The following is a 17,112-nucleotide window of genomic DNA, read 5'->3' on the forward strand; positions in this document are numbered from 1 at the left end:
CATAATCATGCAGAATATTGCTTTTATCCTTCTCATTATTATTATCTCCGCTATTTTTCTGCTGTCTGCAAACCTATTTATGTTTATCGCTCATAGTGAATGAGAATTATTAACATGCTGACACTTAATTTAATAACATATTGATTTTTAATCGTTTTCAATATTAAACACTTTCTGCGCTATTAAAGTGATAGGCACAGACAGAAAAGCAAAATGAAAAACCGGTGCTATACTTAGTTTCGTTAATTACCTGGGACACAAAACATCAAGAGGATATGAGATTATGAGTACCGCTAAACTGGTAAAAACGAAAGCGTCTAATCTGCTTTATACCCGCAACGATGTATCAGACAGCGATAAGAAAGCGACGGTTGAGTTGCTGAATCGTCAGGTGATCCAGTTCATTGACCTGTCACTGATCACTAAGCAGGCTCACTGGAATATGCGCGGTGCTAACTTTATTGCCGTACATGAGATGCTGGATGGCTTCCGTACAGCGCTGACCGACCACCTTGATACCATGGCAGAACGTGCCGTACAGCTGGGTGGCGTGGCATTAGGGACAACGCAAGTGATTAACAGCAAAACACCGCTGAAAAGCTATCCGCTGGATATCCATAGCGTTCAGGATCACCTGAAAGAGCTGGCGGATCGTTACTCTGTTGTCGCCAATGACGTCCGTAAAGCCATCAGCGAAGCCAAAGACGAAGACACTGCTGATATCTTTACCGCGGCTTCCCGCGACCTCGATAAATTCCTGTGGTTCATCGAAGCCAACATCGAATAAGCAGCATGATAAGTAAGACCTATGAACCCTCGCTTCGGCGGGGGTTTTGCACTTTTATAGTGCATCAAATTTCTTCCGCCCTGCCGTAAAGTAAAATATTTGTAATAATCACCTCACACAATCGTTAACGAGAGATTGTTTTAGCAACAATTTTTGCGCTAAATAGTCATACCGTTTGCACCTGATTCGGTCTGCACTAAATCAGCGCCCCAAAACGGTGCAATCCGTCAGTTTTGCCACGCTTATTGTGCATTAAAATGAAACGCCTTCTTTTTAAAACAATGAGTTGCATAATTGGCACGATTCTTTCATTACGCCATATGTTCTCGCAGGGGATCGCCCCGTGGATATAAAAGGAAATGCTATGAAGTCTGTATTAAAAGTTTCACTGGCTGCACTTACCCTGGCTTTTGCGGTGTCTTCTCACGCCGCGGATAAGAAACTCGTCGTGGCAACCGACACGGCGTTCGTTCCGTTTGAATTCAAACAGGGCGACAAATACGTTGGCTTTGATGTGGATCTGTGGGCCGCTGTCGCGAAAGAGCTGAATCTGGACTACACCCTGAAACCGATGGATTTCAGCGGCATCATCCCGGCGCTGCAAACCAAAAACGTCGACCTGGCGCTGGCAGGCATCACGATCACCGACGAACGTAAAAAAGCGATCGACTTCTCTGACGGCTATTACAAAAGCGGTCTGTTGGTCATGGTGAAAGCCAATAACAACGATGTGAAAAGCGTGAAAGACCTCGACGGCAAAGTGGTTGCGGTGAAGAGCGGCACCGGTTCTGTCGATTACGCGAAAGCAAACATCAAAACCAAAGATCTGCGTCAGTTCCCGAACATCGATAACGCCTACATGGAACTGGGCACCAACCGTGCGGACGCCGTTCTGCACGATACGCCAAACATCCTCTATTTCATCAAAACCGCGGGCAATGGTCAGTTCAAAGCGGTAGGTGAGTCTCTGGAAGCGCAGCAATACGGCATCGCCTTCCCGAAAGGCAGCGACGAACTGCGTGAGAAAGTGAACGGCGCGCTGAAAACGCTGCGTGAAAACGGCACCTATAACGAAATCTACAAAAAATGGTTCGGTACTGAACCTAAATAATAACGCTGTATTTTAGCTCGTTACGCCCGGTGGCACTTGCGCTTACCGGGCGTACAGGCCTTTGAGTATTTTCACCACGGTAACAGGAACAATTTATGGAGTTTGACTGGAGTGCCATCTGGCCCGCCATCCCGCTGTTGATTGAAGGCGCCAAAATGACCCTGTGGATTTCAATCCTTGGTCTGGCTGGCGGCCTGGTCATCGGGTTGCTTGCGGGTTTTGCGCGCACCTTTGGTGGTTGGATCGCCAACCACGTTGCGCTGGTCTTTATCGAAGTGATTCGCGGTACGCCTATCGTTGTGCAGGTGATGTTTATCTACTTCGCGTTGCCGATGGCGTTTAACGATCTGCGAATTGATCCCTTCAGCGCCGCCGTTGTTACCATCATGATTAACTCGGGCGCGTACATTGCAGAAATCACGCGCGGTGCGGTGCTGTCTATCCACAAAGGTTTTCGCGAAGCGGGCCTGGCGTTAGGGCTGTCTCGCGGCGAAACCATTCGCCACGTTATTTTACCGCTCGCGCTGCGCCGTATGCTGCCGCCGCTCGGTAATCAGTGGATTATCAGCATCAAAGATACCTCGCTGTTTATTGTTATCGGCGTCGCTGAACTGACTCGTCAGGGGCAGGAAATCATCGCCGGTAACTTCCGCGCGCTGGAAATCTGGAGTGCCGTTGCGGTGTTCTATCTGATCATTACGCTGGTACTGAGCTTCATTCTGCGTCGTCTGGAAAGAAGGATGAAAATCCTGTGATTGAATTTAAAAACGTCTCCAAGCATTTTGGGCCAACCCAGGTGCTGCACAATATTGATCTGAACATCAAACAGGGTGAAGTGGTGGTCATCATCGGGCCATCCGGCTCCGGGAAGTCCACTCTACTGCGCTGCATCAACAAACTGGAAGAGATCACGTCCGGCGAGTTGATTGTTGATGGTCTGAAAGTGAACGATCCGAAGGTGGATGAGCGGTTAATCCGTCAGGAAGCCGGCATGGTGTTCCAGCAGTTCTATCTCTTCCCGCATCTGACGGCGCTGGAAAACGTCATGTTCGGGCCGCTGCGTGTGCGCGGCGCGAAGAAAGAAGATGCTGAAAAGCAGGCCAAAGAGTTATTAGCGAAAGTCGGGCTGGCAGAGCGCGCGCATCACTACCCTTCCGAACTTTCCGGCGGTCAGCAGCAGCGTGTGGCGATTGCCCGCGCGCTGGCGGTGAAGCCGAAAATGATGCTGTTTGATGAACCGACCTCCGCGCTGGACCCGGAACTGCGTCACGAAGTGCTGAAAGTCATGCAGGATCTGGCGGAAGAAGGGATGACAATGGTCATTGTGACCCACGAAATCGGCTTTGCCGAGAAAGTGGCCTCCCGTCTGATCTTCATCGACAAAGGGCGCATTGCGGAAGACGGTAATCCGCAAACCCTGATTGAAAATCCGCCCAGCCAGCGTTTGCAGGAGTTCTTGCAGCACGTTTCCTGAGGCACGCCCCTCCCTTCCGCCCGGAAGGGAGGGTTTCCCCGGAATCCTCCCATTTCAAATCCCTCCCCTTTAAGCATCTATACTTATCTTTTTGCTTATATTTCTCACAGGAGGAGTCATGCGGCGGACCCTGTTCATCCTCTTTTTACTGCTGGGCGCCCCCGCGCATGCGGTCGCGATCCCCGGCGTCACAACGGACGCCTCAGGCAGTCAGGAGGCCGCGCCTGCGGCTGAACCCGATGTCGAACAAAAGAAAGCCGCCTACGCGGCGCTGGCAGATGTGCTGGAAAACGAGACCTCTCGCAAGGAGCTCATCGACCAGCTACGGAAAGTCGCCGCCACGCCGCCGCCAGAGCCCGTCCCCACGATAACGCCGCCCACGGTTACGGAAGAAAAAACGGTGCTGGAGAATGTAACCGACATCAGCCGGCGTTACGGAGAAGCCCTCTCCGGGCGCTTTGCCCAGCTTTATCGTAACATCACCGACTCGCCGCATAAGCCGTTTAACACGCAGGCATTTACCAATGCCCTGACCCACTTCCTGATGCTGGCAGCTTCGGTATTTGTCTTTTACTGGCTGATACGGCTTTGCGCGCTGCCGCTGTATCGCAAAATGGGTCAGTGGGCGCGCGCAAAAAATCGCGACCGCAGCAACTGGCTACAGCTTCCCGCAATGATTATCGGCGCATTTATCATCGATCTGCTCCTGCTGGCGCTGACCCTGTTTGTCGGGCAGATACTGAGCGACAGAATGAACGCCGGTAGCCGAACCATCGCCTTTCAACAAAGTCTGTTCCTGAACGCGTTTGCCCTGATTGAGTTTTTCAAAGCCATTCTGCGTCTGATCTTTTGCCCTAACGTAGCGGAGTTGCGTCCGTTCACGATTCAGGACGCCAGCGCGCGCTACTGGAATCGCCGTCTGAGTTCGCTCAGTAGCCTGATCGGCTATGGTCTGATCGTCGCCGTGCCGATTATCTCCAACCAGGTCAACGTCCAGGTCGGCGCGATGGCGAACGTCATCATCATGCTGTGCATTACACTGTGGGCGCTGTATCTGATCTTCAAAAACAAAAAAGAGATCACCCAGCATCTGCTGAATCTCGCGGAACGGTCGCTGGCCTTTTTCAGTCTGTTTATTCGCGCCTTCGCGCTGGTGTGGCACTGGCTGGCCAGCGCCTATTTTATCGTGCTGTTTTTCTTCTCATTGTTCGACCCGGGCAATAGCCTGAAGTTTATGATGGGCGCGACGGTACGCAGCCTGCTCATTATCGGTGTCGCCGCGTTTGTTTCCGGCATGTTCTCACGCTGGATAGCCAAAACCATTACGCTGTCGCCCCCTACGCAGCGCAACTACCCTGAGCTGCAAAAACGGCTGAACGGCTGGCTGTCAACCGCCCTGAAAGCCGCGCGAATCCTGACGGTTTGCGTGGCGATCATGCTGTTGCTCAACGCCTGGGGGTTATTCGACTTCTGGAACTGGCTGCACAACGGCGCGGGAGAAAAAACCGTCGATATTCTGATCCGCATTGCGCTGATCCTCTTTTTCTCTGCGGTCGGATGGACCATCCTCGCCAGCCTGATCGAGAACCGCCTGGCATCAGATATTCACGGCCGCCCCTTGCCCAGCGCGCGTACCCGAACCCTGCTTACGCTGTTTCGTAACGCCCTGGCGGTGATCATCAGTACAATCACTATCATGATCGTGCTGTCAGAGATTGGCGTGAACATTGCCCCCTTACTGGCCGGCGCCGGGGCGCTGGGGCTGGCGATTTCGTTCGGTTCGCAAACGCTGGTGAAAGATATTATTACCGGCGTATTCATCCAGTTTGAAAACGGGATGAATACCGGCGATCTGGTGACTATCGGCCCGCTGACCGGTACGGTGGAACGAATGTCGATTCGCTCGGTAGGCGTACGCCAGGATACCGGGGCGTACCACATTATTCCGTGGTCTTCGATTACCACCTTCGCGAACTTTGTGCGCGGCATTGGTTCGGTCGTGGCTAACTATGACGTGGATCGCCATGAAGATGCGGATAAAGCCAATCAGGCATTGAAGGACGCGGTGGCTGCGGTGATGGAGACGGAAGATATTCGCGGGTTGATTATCGGAGAACCGTCATTCTCCGGGATCGTCGGGCTGACCAATACCGCTTTTACGCTGCGGGTCTCCTTTACCACCTTGCCCTTAAAACAGTGGACGGTACGCTTCGCGCTCGACAGCCAGGTGAAAAAACATTTTGATCTGGCAGGCGTTCGCGCGCCGGTGCAAACGTATCAGGTACTGCCCGCACCGACGATCGGTCAGGCGCCAGCGACAGACCCCCTGCCGCCGAGCGAACCCACGCTTTAGCGCTTACGCGCCATAAAACGGCGACGCTGATCGTCATCCATAAAGGTCCAGGCAATAAAGCGGCTCTGCTTTTGCCCCTGGGCCATCTCCTTTTTGACCACTTTTACCGCCCCAACGTCCGTCAGCGCGCGGTACAGCGGCGGCAAATTTTCGCCGCGCGACACTAACGTGGTGAACCACATCACCTGGCGGCCAAAGGCCTGGCTTTCCGCGATCATCGTTTTGATAAACGCCACTTCCCCGCCTTCGCACCAGAGTTCCTGCTGCTGGCCGCCAAAATTCAGGGCATCGTTTTTATCCTGCCCCAGATTGCGACGTTTGCGCTCGCTCCCCGCACGGGCAGAAGCCGCCGAATCGTGGAACGGCGGATTGCACAGCGTGGCGTCATACTGTTCATTCTTATGAATGATGCCGTTGAAGATTGCCGCAGGATCTTTCTGCCGACGCAGACGAATCGATCGGGTTAAGCCTGGGTTACCGCTGATGATCGCCTGGGCGCTGGCCAGCGCCTGCGCATGGACTTCGCTGCCGGTAAAGCGCCAGCCGTATTCATGCACGCCGATAAGCGGGTAAATGCAGTTCGCTCCTGTCCCCACATCCAGCACGCTCGCATCCGCCGGAATCGCGCCTGTGGTTTCGCCCAGCAGATCCGCCAGATGGTGAATATAATCGGCGCGGCCTGGCACCGGCGGGCACAGAAAGCCTTCGGGAATATCCCAGTTTGCCACCTGATAGAAATACGCCAGCAGCGCTTTATTGAGCGCCTTAACTGCCAGAGGATTCGCGAAATCAACGCTTTGCTCACCCGCAGGCGTACGGGTAAGAAATTGCGCCAGTTCTGGCGTGACCTGGCATAACGTCGCGAGATCGTAACGATGATGATGGCGATTACGTGGGTGCAATCCCGGTTTCTGGGCAGACATGGCATTCTCCTTTTAGCAGCGGCGTAAGATACTCGCATAACGCAACGTGGTAAACAAACCTGACGGAGAAAGCCCGCTTATACCGCAGACGAACACGGGTCGCTCCGCAGCGCTTAGCGACAAAATCCTGGAAAATCAATAATCTGTATGTCATTGATTTGTCAATATTCGTCAAAAAACATCGTTCAAAAAACAAGCACATCATAATCAATTTTTTGCGTTAATTTTGCGTCATCAACGTCCTAAACTTATGAGGCACCACCTGTTGTTTCTAAGAGGATGCCGTTATGAAAAAATGCCTCACCGTACTGGCTGCTGCTCTGCTCACTGGCATGAGTTTTAGTGCATTCGCCGCGCAGCCGCTTAGCAGCTCAGAAGCAGGCCAGCTCAGACCCGCCGGGACCGTCTCGGCGACAGGCGCGACGACGCTGAGCGAACTTGAAAATAAACTGGCAGAAAAAGCGCGTGAACAAGGCGCCAAAGGTTTTGTCGTCAATTCTGCCGGTGGCGATAACCAAATGTATGGCACTGCCACTATCTACAAATAACCCCCTACCAGGTAACTGCATTCCCACCGAATGCAGTTTTCCTTAGCATAGAAAACTTCCCCCGTCTTTTTCATTCGCTGATGTTTTTCGCTGACTGATATACCGGCCTGCTTCTGCGCTATTGACTGTACGATTTTTGACCCCATATTCACTACACTTACCGTGTGGAATAAAGGGGGAGGAACCGGTATATGGCATCCGGGTGGGCGAACGACGACGCCGTTAATGAACAAATCAACAATACTATTGAAGATGCTGTCGCCCGCGCTCGCGGCGAAATTCCTCAAGGCGAAAGCCTGTATGAGTGTGAAGAGTGCGGCGATCCTATCCCGGAAGCGCGGCGTAAAGCCGTTCCGGGAGTAAGGCTATGCATTGCCTGCCAGCAGGAGAAAGATTTACATAACGCAACATTCTCAGGATATAATCGCAGGGGATCGAAAGATAGCCAGTTACGCTAACTTTTCTTTACGTAAAACAACAGCGTAAGCATGTTCTTTTACTCTCATGCTTTTTCACCTTCTGCGTGGCAAAATGTGCCGTTACTCTCTCTTCTGTAAAGTGAAACGGCAAGAAGCGTAAATCCATGTTTTGAATTTATTAATAATCAATAAGTTATTTGTCATTCAAATTATTTGATGGATGACGTCAATTCTATTCGATTTTATCTCCCGCAAAAAACCGTGATACTTATCACATCGACGGAACAACGTCTCACTACACAAGAATAACCTGCGAGAGATTAATCATGAAAAATATCAAATATGCTGTTGCTGCTATCGCTCTGTCTACCCTGTCATTTGGCGTTTTCGCTGCCGAGCCGGTAACGGCTTCCCAGGCGCAAAGCATGAATAAAATCGGTGTTGTTTCTGCGGAAGGCGCCACCACTCTGGATGGCCTGGAAGCGAAACTGGCTGAGAAAGCGGCAGCTGCCGGCGCAACCGGTTATAGCATCACTTCCGCAACCAACAACAACAAAATGAGCGGCACTGCTGTTATCTACAAATAATTTCACGCGTTTCTGTTATACCCGTCTGTTTGCCGACAGACACACTGCTCCAACCCTCATTGAACCTGTGTTACCCTTGTTCGCCCGTCCGCCACTGGACGGGCTTTTTTTTGCCTGACGTTTAAAAATGCTGCGCTACCCGCGCAAGCCCTTCCGTTAACGTCGCCGCTTCTCCCGTAGCCACCAGGCAGCACGCCATCTGAATTTTCAGGGAAGCCGGGATCGGCTCGCTTCCCGCCAGGCAGCGCTCAATCCAGCGGGCGGTGGTTTCCGGGTCTTTTGCCGCAGGCAGCGGCACCGGCTCGTCGGGCATCTCGCTCTGGCGATCCTGAAGCACCTGCACGCCGGAACGGTCGATCAGGCTGATTTGCGGGCAACGCTGTGGATTGGCATACACCTCCCCTTCCGTGCCGTGCATCAGCAAACCGCGCCCGCCGATGTCGGCAAAAAATTTCGCGACGCGCGGAACGTACTCCGGGTGCGAGACGCTGGACAACCGCAAGGCGGCATCTTCCGCAAACGGCGTCGCTAACTTCGCCAGCGTGTGCGCGCTGTTACGCACGCCCAGCCGCCAGCGCATTGCCAGCTGTTTTTCCAGCGGTGGGCACAGCGTACCAACAGGAATAAACACCGGCTCGTGTCCATCCAGTTTCGCCTGAGCCTGACCGGCGTGCAGCGTCGGCGCAATCCCCATCAGTTCGAAAATGGTCTCCGTCAGTACGCGCGTCGGATCTTCGCTTACGCCATGTACCACCACCGGAAAGCCCAGTTTATGCAGCAGAATCGCCAGCAACGGCGTCAGGTTCGCCTGTTTGCGCGCCCCGTTGTAACTGGGGATGACAATCGGCATCGGTTTGGCGACCGGCGGCGTAAGCGTAATCGTGTGGTTCTGCATGGCTTCATAAAAGCCCAGCATCTCCGCTTCTCCTTCCCCTTTAATACGCAACGCGATCAACACGCCGCCCATTTCCAGTTCGGGCACATCGCCATTCAACATATGGGTATACAGGCCGCGCGCGGTATCCTGATCCAGGTCGCGGGCGTGATTTTTACCTCGACCGACCTCTTTGATGATTTTGCGATAATCCATGACATTCTCCACTGCGACATTTTTTTAACAATATAGCCCCTCTGGAGACCCTGCCGTTAGTTTTTTATCTCAGCCATCAATCACCTGTTTTTGTAGTAATTATTAAAACGCAAGCATTAGTTCAAATATTTGTGATTTTTATACACGATTCTAATCCGTAAACAATCTGATTAAATATCTGGCGAAGAGTTATTGAGGGTCCACGGTGAAAACGTCCAGGCTGGTTTTCACCACTTATACACCAGGATTTATGATGAACAAGGTTGCTTTAGGTTTATTCATCGCTGCAACAGTAGGATGTTCCGCATCCGCATTTGCGGCAACAAATGGCGAAGGTCAGATTAACTTTACGGGTGAAATCATTGACTCCGCTTGTCAGGTCGTTAATGGGTTAAGTAATCCGCTAAATGTCGAGTTGGGCAGAGTGTCTAAAACCGTATTTTCTGGCGCAGGCTCTACCAGCACACCAACGAAATTCGATATTCAGCTAAAAGACTGCCCGGAAACGGTGACCTCTGCCGCCATTAATTTTGGCGGTACGCCGGATACGGATAACAGCACGACCCTGGCATTAACGCCAGACACGGAGACGGCTACCGGTGTGGCAATTCAGTTGCTCGACTCGTCAGAGCAACCCGTCAGCTTATATACCCCTTCCCGTCAATATCCACTGACGGCAGGAAGCACGGTAAACGATCTGGAATTTGCAGCGCGTTATATTCAGACTCAGGCTGCCGTTACGGCCGGCCCGGCAAATTCCGTATCTACCTTTACCGTTATCTATAACTGATATTATCCATCCGAAGATATTAGCCCTTTCTTCAGGGCTAATATCTTTTATTCATGCTGAGAAATATTTATGCGTCACGGTTATTTACTGGGCACTCTTTTTCTGGTAGCAGCGACAGCGCATGCTGGAGTTATTATTAACGGCACCCGTCTTGTTTACCAGGGAGACAAAAAGGAATCCTCGCTTGGTCTTTCAAACCCAGATTCAACGGACTATCTGGTACAATCCTGGGTCGATTCCGGCAGTAAAAATCCGGGCAACACCCCCTTTCTGATTACGCCGCCGCTGTTTCGCCTGAATGCGAAAGAAGACAACGTTCTGCGGGTTATTCGCACAGGTGGCAATCTGCCTGAGGATCGTGAATCGCTGTACTGGCTGAATATCAAGGCTATTCCATCCTCAAAACACGTTGAGGGGGTAAATACCCTGCAAATCGCGATCAACACGCGTATTAAATTATTGTATCGCCCATCCTCCGTGAAAGGTAAGCCAGAAGAGGTTGCTGACAAACTGGAATGGCATCGTGAAGGTCACGATCTAGTCGTCAATAACCCGACGCCGTTTTATATGAATTTCCAGAGCGTGATAATTAATGGTCATAAAATCAGTAAAGCGACCTGGGCAGTACCTGAAACGGCAACCCACATGGCTCTGCCCGCCAATACTGACGGTAACACCGTGACCTATTCCATTATTACTGATTACGGCAGCATCAGCCGAACCTGGTCTAAGCCTGTCCATTAAGATAACGGCGCACAGGCAATTAAAATAATCATGTACCGCGATAAAAAGCCGTTTTCCTGCAAATTATTCACACTGCTACCCCTGCTATGTGGCCTGGCAGTATTCTGTTTTGCGCAGCAAACGCGGGCAGATGATTATTTTAACCCGGCGCTCCTGGATATTGATAATCCCCGACAGGAAAAAACCGATTTATCGGTATATGAAAAAGGTCCAGGACAAGCACCAGGAAAATACCAGGTATCAATCTTTATTGATAATAATAAAGTCGACACCCGCGATGTCACATTTAAATTACAGAAAGATGTTAAGGGCAACCGTTCACTCCAGCCCTGTTTCAGCCTGGATGATTTAAAGAGTCTCGGCATTAAAACGAAGGCGTTTCCGAAGCTCATGGCACAAGGAAAATGTGCAGATTTAAGCGCCATTCCCGCCGCCTCCGCCACGTTTCGCGTGCGCAACCAGCAGCTATTGCTCAGTATTCCCCAGTCAGCGCTGGGCCAGATTCCGCGCGGTTATATCGACCCAAAAACGTTCGATGAAGGCATTACCGCCGGTCTACTGAACTACAGCGCCAACACCAGTCAGAGCGACGCCCGCCGGCAGGGTGAACAGGATAACAGCAGCCAGTATGTCAACCTGCGTCCCGGGTTCAACATCGGCGCCTGGCGCGTGCGCAATTACTCAACCTGGAATCGTAACGTCACGGGCCATGACGAACAGCAGAAATTCTCGTCGGTTTATACCTACGCGCAGCGCGATATCGTGGCGATGAAAAGCGATCTCACGGTAGGGCAAAGCGCCTCTCCGGCGGACGTGTTCGACAGCGTGCCTTATACCGGCATACAACTCAATTCCGACAGCGACATGCTGCCGGATAGCGAAAAAGGCTATGCGCCGATTATCCGTGGCACCGCACACAGTAACGCCCTGGTGATGGTTCGTCAGAACGGCTACGTCATTTATCAGAACACCGTAGCGCCAGGCGCATTTGAAATTAACGATCTCTACCCGACGGGCAGCAGCGGCGACTTGCAGGTCACCGTCAAAGAGACGGACGGCAGCGAAAGCCATTTCGTGGTGCCCTACGCCTCCGTACCCGTGTTGCAGCGTGAAAAAAACCTGCGCTATAGCGTAACTGCCGGTCGCTATCGCGCCTATGACAAAGACGTCGAGCAAACTCCATTTGCTCAGGGGAGCGCAATCTATGGCCTACCTTATGGTTTTACCGCCTATGGCGGCGTACAGCAAAGCCGCCATTACCAGTCGCAGGCGATCGGCACCGGGAAAAACCTGGGGGATTTAGGCGCGTTTTCTGTCGACGTCACGCGGGCCAAAGCATTGCTGAAACAGCAGCAGGCCAGCACGGGGCAGTCATGGCGCGTGCGTTACAGCAAAGATTTTGCAGGCGCAGGCACCAACTTTTCCCTGGCCGGGTATCGCTATAACAGTAAGGGTTTTTACACCCTGGAAGACACAATGGAGTCCTATACCCGCGCCAGCGACTGGTCCGCCCCGCAGCAGCGCCGCGCGCGTACCGAAGCCACTGTCGATCAGACGCTCGGCGAGAGCTGGGGGTCTTTTACGCTGAGTCTGGTCAAAGAGACCTACTGGAGCCAGCGCCAGGATATGACCTCCATGAGCCTCAGCTACAACAACAGCTGGCATGGCGTGAGCTATAGCCTGAGTTACAGCATGAACAAAAACACCAGCGACAGCGATGAAAACGGTGAGTCCGTTACCCATGACAACCAGTTCGCGCTGAGCGTTTCGGTTCCACTCGACCACTGGATGCACAACACCTGGGCGACGTACAACCTGAACAACAGTCAAGACGGCGCCACGCAAAACATTGGCCTTAACGGTACTGCTCTGGCCGAAGACAACCTGAACTGGAATATCCAGGAAGGCGTGAGCAATACCGGAAGCGGCAACTCAACCAGTATGAATGCCGATTACAAAGGAACCTATGGCGAAGTGAGCGGCGGCGTCAGCCAGGACAGCCATCAACGGAGCGTTAATGTGGGTCTGCAAGGCGGCGTTGTGGCGCACGCCAACGGCATCACTCTGACGCAACCGCTCGGTGAAACCATCGCGCTGGTAAAAGCACCGGGAACACATGGCACGCACATTACCAATCAGACCGGCGTCAAAACCGATTTTCGCGGCTATACCGTTGTGCCATTTGTATCAGCCTACCGCCACAACACGATTGCCCTGGACACAGAAACACTGCCAGACGATGCCGACGTAACCCATGCCGCGCGAATAGTAACCCCAACGCGCGGCGCGGTAGTCCGCGCCAGTTTTAACACCCGCGTGGGCAGCAGGGTTTTAATGATGCTCACGCAAAACGGTAAGCCGCTGCCCTTTGGCGCAACCGTCACCACCGACGATAAAGACAGCGAGTTTATTGTTGGCAACGGCGGTCAGACTTATCTCTCCGGTTTACCTCAGCACGGAACGCTCTTCGTGTCGTGGGGTCAGGATGCCAGCGAACACTGCGTCGCAGAGTACACGCTAACGGATGAGAGACATAAAACCAGCATCATTAACGCTGCCGCGCAGTGTCATTGATTCACCATGCAGACTCAACATTATGCAAATGATTAAACAGTGTTTTTTCCTCCTGATTTTGGCCAGCGCAGCCTTGTTTATGCCGCATGCAAAGGCGGCCTGCACAACGCCGGATATGCCCAAAATGATCAACGTGGCATCTGTTTCCGTACCGACGACGCTGGCGATTGGTGAGACCATTCCAGGAACAGAGCAAACCGTACACGTTGCCGGACAGTGCGATCAAAGTATTGATAGCGGTCTGGAAATTGTCTCCTGCTATTACGGAACAGGCGCTGAGATACCAGGCCTGAGAGGGGTGTACGACTCCGGGGTGCCCGGCGTTGGCATCGCGCTGATGAACGAGCAAGGCCAGCGGATCAGCGGCGCAGGCGGCGTACAGTGCGATTCACGCGGCACGCCGATCGGTTATGTATCCAGCGATGGACAGCAGTCATTTAACTTCAACGTCACGCTTGAGTTGGTGAAAACCGGCAGTGACGTGACCTCCGGTACACTGGTGCAGGCGCAAACAGAGTTTGGGATTGGCGTGTTTGGTCACGAAGGTATCGGGAGTCCTAACCACATTGCCTATGCCGGCAATGTGGATCTCGAAACCGTAACCTGCTCCGTGTTACCGAAAAACCTGACCGTCAATCTGGGCGACTTTCCGATCAGTGATTTTATGGGAGTAGGCACCCTCTCGATGCCAGCACAGAATTTTAACGTTACGGTCAACTGTAATTCCACCGTACAGCCTGAAGTGAAGATCACCAGTGCGAATGGCTACGAATCGGGTTTTGCCGGCGTGATGAAGCTGACTCAGCAAAGTGGGATGGCGACCGGCGTCGGCGTCAGAATGCTGTTTGATGGCAATATCGCCACCTTCGACAACTACGTCAACACGCAAAGCGAGGCAAAAGCCAACGAAACGCTGGATATTCCGTTCCAGGTCCGCTATGAGCAAATCAGCGACGACGTTACGCCAGGCCCGGCAAATACCGTCGCCACGATTACGCTGGCCTATAAGTGATCGCGATGAAAAAAATGGTTTTCTTACTCACCGCAGGTCTGATGGCATATGCCTGCGCAGATGATATCCAGGTGCAAATGGTGGGTAACATCTATGCCAACACCTGCTCCGTGGACAGCGCCAGTAAAGATTTAACCGTCGATTTGGGGCAGGCGTCATCGAGTGATTTCAAAGACGTAGGCGATACCGGCGAATGGAAAGCGTTTTCCCTGGAAGTAACGCATTGCCCAAAAACACTCACGCTGGCCAACGCGTTTTTTTACGGACAGGCCGATAGCGTACACCCGACCAAATTTGCCAACAGCGGCAATGCGAAAGGGCTTGCGCTGGAGCTGGCCGATCGGCAGGACAATATTCTCATCGCCCCGCAGGCAAGCTTTAACGTGCTGATCAACCAAAGCGATCACACGGCCACTTTCCCGTTAGCCGCCCGCTATTACGCCACGTCCATGCCCGTCAGCGCGGGCTCGTTCGATAGCGTCATACAGGTCACGTTTACCTATCAGTAGGAGCGCGCCCCTTCGCACGGATGCTTTTTTTACGCCCGGCAACCACTTTTGTCGGGCGTTTTTTTACCTCCGGCACTTCCGGGCGTTCAATCGGAAATACCGGGAGCGCATTCAGCAAACGCTGCCCGTAGCTTTTGGTTAACAGACGCTTGTCGTAAATCACCACCTCTCCCCAGCAGCCGTGGCTACGAATCAAACGGCCCACCTGCTGGATCAGGTTAAACGACGCGTTTGGCAGGCTCTGCACTTCAAACGGGTAGCGATTCAGGCTTTTCAGCCACTCGCCTTCGGTGATCACCACCGGGCTGTCGATGGGAGGAAACGCAATCTTGTGAATATGCACCTGAGTCAGCAGGTCGCCTTTCAGATCCAACCCCTCGGCAAAAGATTGCAGGCCAATCAGCACGCTGCGCTCGCCGTTCGCCACCCGCTTACGGTGCAGTTCCACCAGGCGATAGCGCGGCTGATCGCCCTGAACCAGCAGCAAAAGACGCAAATCGGTCACATGCTCCAGAAAGCGCTGCATCGCCCGTCCGCTGGCAAACAAAACCAGCATGCCGTGGTGTTTTTTGCTTTCCAGCGCCTGACGGAAATAGGCCGCCATCTCCGCAATATGCTGCTCTTCGTTATCAATCAACGGTTCATAGCGCATCTGCGGAATGACAATTTTACCCTGCTCCACATGATTAAAGGGGGAATCCAGCGCCACAAAGCGATCGCCCGCTTTCTCCTTCAGGCCGCTCATCTCCTGCAAGCGCGAGAAGCTGTTAAGCGAACGCAGGGTCGCCGACGTTACAATAATATGCGGCACGCTGCGCCAGAGCAGCCTTTCAAGCTGATCGCTGACGCGAATGCCCACACAGTGGAACCAGACGTGTATCTGCCCATCGCGCGCCTCCCGCGTGGCCCACTTCGAGACCGGCGCACCGGAAGACTGCGCCAGCGACGCCAGCCGCCAGAGCTTGCTTTGCGCCTCAAACATGCCCAGCGCGCGGTTCATCTGCAAAATCACCCGGTGCAGGCGCACAATATCGTGCGAGCCGGTTTTCTCGCTGAGATCGTTAAGGAACAGCTCCGCCAGCCCACGCAGCATTTCCGTCAGCTTCGCCAGCCGCTGGCAGATCGCCATGATCTCATCCGGTAACTCGCCCATCGCAAAGCGGTGCTCAGCGTCCTGCGTCGCGGGCATATACAGATTCAGGATGTTGTTGAGCGAGGCAATCAGCTCGTACAACTCTTCGCAGTGCGCATTCAGGCGCTCAGGATTCGCCAGCGGCGGCGTGGTTTTCGGGCGGAACTGTTCCAGGCAGGTCGCCACCAGCTTAGTGAACAGATCCAGTTGCAGGCGATACCAGGGGGCGGAGATCTCAGCGCTCATCTCCAGCGCGTCGCGCGCGACATCCGGCAGATGGTGGCCTTCGTCCAGCACCAGCAGAAGATTTTTCGGCTCCGGCAGCACCGCTTCGCTCTCCATCGCCGCCATCACCAGCGCATGGTTCGCCACCACCACTTCAGCTTCCTGAATTTCCCGTCGGGCGACAAAAAAAGGGCATTCACGGTAGTAATGGCAATTGCGGTTCAGGCAACTGGCTTTATCGGTGCTCAGGCGCTTCCAGAGCGCGTCGTCAATGGCGATATCGGTATGATCGCGCAACCCGTCCCATTTGTAGCTGTCAAGATCGCCCTTTAGCCTGGCGCAGCGCTTTTGCTCTTCCTGGTTATTCGGCGTCAGTTCGTCATCCAGAAACGCGAGCAGATCCTGTTGATTCGGTTCGCTGCTGGCCAGCGCCGCCAGATTACGCGGGCAAACGTAGCGCCCACGACCAAACGCGGCGGTAAACCGCAAGTCAGGAATGATTTTGCGCAGCAGCGGGAGATCTTTGCTGTAGATCTGATCCTGCAACGCCACGTTGGCGGTGCTCACCACCAGCGTTTTTTGTTCTTCGCGGGCGATGGCAATACCGGAAATAAGGTAAGAGAGGGTTTTCCCGACCCCGGTCGGCGCCTCAATCGCCAGATGACGCCCTTCTTCACCCGCCAGCGTTTTGGCGACATCGGCAATCATCTGCCGCTGCGGCGCACGGGGGATAAAGTCGGGGATCTGCTCCTGAAGCGCCTTATACCAGGCGGCGATTTGCGCTTTAAGCGCAGCGGTCAATGCCATGAGAAAACCTGAAATACTGTATAAACA

At 53.3% G+C, this 17,112-nt stretch carries 16 protein-coding genes; 13 read left to right on the forward strand and 3 right to left on the reverse strand.

Translation table 11 applies throughout. The features are described from left to right. Positions 1-283: 283 nt before the first annotated feature. From dps to ybiO, 5 genes are all read left to right on the forward strand, one after another. Entirely contained in the window at positions 284-787 is a 504-nt protein-coding gene (gene dps / locus FD428_RS14270) for a DNA starvation/stationary phase protection protein Dps (RefSeq protein WP_012133159.1), read from the forward strand. A 364-nt stretch (positions 788-1,151) separates the two neighbouring features. Beyond that, positions 1,152-1,898, forward strand: a complete 747-nt coding sequence (gene glnH, locus FD428_RS14275) for a glutamine ABC transporter substrate-binding protein GlnH (protein WP_012133160.1) — start codon at positions 1,152-1,154, stop codon at positions 1,896-1,898. Positions 1,899-1,993: 95 nt separating this feature from the next. Next, positions 1,994-2,653, forward strand: coding sequence for a glutamine ABC transporter permease GlnP (gene glnP, locus FD428_RS14280; protein ID WP_012133162.1), 660 nt, complete (start codon positions 1,994-1,996; stop codon positions 2,651-2,653). Next, positions 2,650-3,372 (forward strand): glutamine ABC transporter ATP-binding protein GlnQ, encoded by a 723-nt coding sequence (gene glnQ, locus FD428_RS14285; RefSeq protein WP_012133163.1) that lies wholly within the window; start codon positions 2,650-2,652, stop codon positions 3,370-3,372. The genes glnP and glnQ overlap by 4 nt, the downstream gene beginning before the upstream one ends. Before the next feature lie 118 nt (positions 3,373-3,490). Further along, positions 3,491-5,725 (forward strand): mechanosensitive channel protein, encoded by a 2,235-nt coding sequence (gene ybiO / locus FD428_RS14290; protein WP_071259631.1) that lies wholly within the window; start codon positions 3,491-3,493, stop codon positions 5,723-5,725. On the opposite strand, the gene rlmF is transcribed toward ybiO, so the two are convergent. Further along, positions 5,722-6,648 carry a 23S rRNA (adenine(1618)-N(6))-methyltransferase RlmF gene (gene rlmF, locus FD428_RS14295; protein WP_047457955.1) on the reverse strand — a complete coding sequence of 309 codons (927 nt, stop codon included), beginning with the start codon at positions 6,646-6,648 and terminating at the stop codon, positions 5,722-5,724. The two genes, ybiO and rlmF, sit on opposite strands and share 4 nt — an antisense overlap. Positions 6,649-6,935: 287 nt before the next feature. Here rlmF and mcbA point away from each other — a divergent pair, with 287 nt between their 5' ends. The 3 genes from mcbA (at position 6,936) to ybiJ (ending at position 8,202) form a co-directional block, all read left to right on the forward strand. Beyond that, complete coding sequence (gene mcbA / locus FD428_RS14300; protein WP_012133167.1) at positions 6,936-7,196, forward strand: DUF1471 family periplasmic protein McbA; 261 nt, start codon at positions 6,936-6,938, stop codon at positions 7,194-7,196. A 191-nt stretch (positions 7,197-7,387) separates the two neighbouring features. Next, a complete protein-coding gene (locus tag FD428_RS14305) occupies positions 7,388-7,654 on the forward strand; it encodes a DksA/TraR family C4-type zinc finger protein (RefSeq protein WP_047457957.1) in 267 nt (88 codons plus the stop codon). A gap of 287 nt (positions 7,655-7,941) precedes the next feature. Then, positions 7,942-8,202 (forward strand): DUF1471 family protein YbiJ, encoded by a 261-nt coding sequence (ybiJ, locus tag FD428_RS14310; protein ID WP_012133170.1) that lies wholly within the window; start codon positions 7,942-7,944, stop codon positions 8,200-8,202. Between the two features lie 121 nt (positions 8,203-8,323). Here ybiJ and ybiB read toward each other — a convergent pair whose 3' ends face one another. Next, positions 8,324-9,292, reverse strand: a complete 969-nt coding sequence (ybiB, locus tag FD428_RS14315) for a DNA-binding protein YbiB (RefSeq protein ID WP_012133171.1) — start codon at positions 9,290-9,292, stop codon at positions 8,324-8,326. Positions 9,293-9,545: 253 nt separating this feature from the next. On the opposite strand from ybiB, the gene FD428_RS14320 reads away from it, so the two are divergent. From FD428_RS14320 to FD428_RS14340, 5 genes are all read left to right on the forward strand, one after another. Beyond that, positions 9,546-10,082, forward strand: coding sequence for a fimbrial protein (locus tag FD428_RS14320; RefSeq protein ID WP_047457960.1), 537 nt, complete (start codon positions 9,546-9,548; stop codon positions 10,080-10,082). Between the two features lie 69 nt (positions 10,083-10,151). Next, positions 10,152-10,826, forward strand: coding sequence for a molecular chaperone (locus FD428_RS14325; protein WP_114848487.1), 675 nt, complete (start codon positions 10,152-10,154; stop codon positions 10,824-10,826). Positions 10,827-10,856: 30 nt separating this feature from the next. Beyond that, complete coding sequence (locus FD428_RS14330; protein ID WP_114848488.1) at positions 10,857-13,400, forward strand: fimbria/pilus outer membrane usher protein; 2,544 nt, start codon at positions 10,857-10,859, stop codon at positions 13,398-13,400. Between the two features lie 22 nt (positions 13,401-13,422). Further along, positions 13,423-14,412 carry a fimbrial protein gene (locus tag FD428_RS14335; RefSeq protein WP_049011137.1) on the forward strand — a complete coding sequence of 330 codons (990 nt, stop codon included), beginning with the start codon at positions 13,423-13,425 and terminating at the stop codon, positions 14,410-14,412. 5 nt (positions 14,413-14,417) lie between these two features. Continuing rightward, positions 14,418-14,921, forward strand: a complete 504-nt coding sequence (locus tag FD428_RS14340) for a fimbrial protein (protein ID WP_114848504.1) — start codon at positions 14,418-14,420, stop codon at positions 14,919-14,921. Here FD428_RS14340 and dinG read toward each other — a convergent pair. Beyond that, positions 14,908-17,085, reverse strand: a complete 2,178-nt coding sequence (gene dinG, locus FD428_RS14345; protein ID WP_114848489.1) for an ATP-dependent DNA helicase DinG — start codon at positions 17,083-17,085, stop codon at positions 14,908-14,910. The genes FD428_RS14340 and dinG overlap by 14 nt on opposite strands. Positions 17,086-17,112 lie beyond the last annotated feature (27 nt).

This window comes from Citrobacter sp. TBCP-5362 (assembly GCF_005406305.1).
Classification (GTDB): domain Bacteria; phylum Pseudomonadota; class Gammaproteobacteria; order Enterobacterales; family Enterobacteriaceae; genus Citrobacter_B; species Citrobacter_B koseri.

Bases quoted from the DNA above. Each gene is read 5' to 3' on its own strand.
- FD428_RS14320 (WP_047457960.1), top strand. From the start codon at position 9,546: ATGAACAAGGTTGCTTTAGGTTTATTCATCGCTGCAACAGTAGGATGT.
- FD428_RS14335 (WP_049011137.1), top strand. From the start codon at position 13,423: ATGCAAATGATTAAACAGTGTTTTTTCCTCCTGATTTTGGCCAGCGCA.
- dinG (WP_114848489.1), bottom strand. From the start codon at position 17,085: ATGGCATTGACCGCTGCGCTTAAAGCGCAAATCGCCGCCTGGTATAAG.
- mcbA (WP_012133167.1), top strand. From the start codon at position 6,936: ATGAAAAAATGCCTCACCGTACTGGCTGCTGCTCTGCTCACTGGCATG.
- ybiJ (WP_012133170.1), top strand. From the start codon at position 7,942: ATGAAAAATATCAAATATGCTGTTGCTGCTATCGCTCTGTCTACCCTG.
- glnH (WP_012133160.1), top strand. From the start codon at position 1,152: ATGAAGTCTGTATTAAAAGTTTCACTGGCTGCACTTACCCTGGCTTTT.
- glnP (WP_012133162.1), top strand. From the start codon at position 1,994: ATGGAGTTTGACTGGAGTGCCATCTGGCCCGCCATCCCGCTGTTGATT.
- ybiB (WP_012133171.1), bottom strand. From the start codon at position 9,292: ATGGATTATCGCAAAATCATCAAAGAGGTCGGTCGAGGTAAAAATCAC.
- rlmF (WP_047457955.1), bottom strand. From the start codon at position 6,648: ATGTCTGCCCAGAAACCGGGATTGCACCCACGTAATCGCCATCATCAT.
- dps (WP_012133159.1), top strand. From the start codon at position 284: ATGAGTACCGCTAAACTGGTAAAAACGAAAGCGTCTAATCTGCTTTAT.
- FD428_RS14330 (WP_114848488.1), top strand. From the start codon at position 10,857: ATGTACCGCGATAAAAAGCCGTTTTCCTGCAAATTATTCACACTGCTA.
- FD428_RS14340 (WP_114848504.1), top strand. From the start codon at position 14,418: ATGAAAAAAATGGTTTTCTTACTCACCGCAGGTCTGATGGCATATGCC.
- ybiO (WP_071259631.1), top strand. From the start codon at position 3,491: ATGCGGCGGACCCTGTTCATCCTCTTTTTACTGCTGGGCGCCCCCGCG.
- FD428_RS14325 (WP_114848487.1), top strand. From the start codon at position 10,152: ATGCGTCACGGTTATTTACTGGGCACTCTTTTTCTGGTAGCAGCGACA.
- FD428_RS14305 (WP_047457957.1), top strand. From the start codon at position 7,388: ATGGCATCCGGGTGGGCGAACGACGACGCCGTTAATGAACAAATCAAC.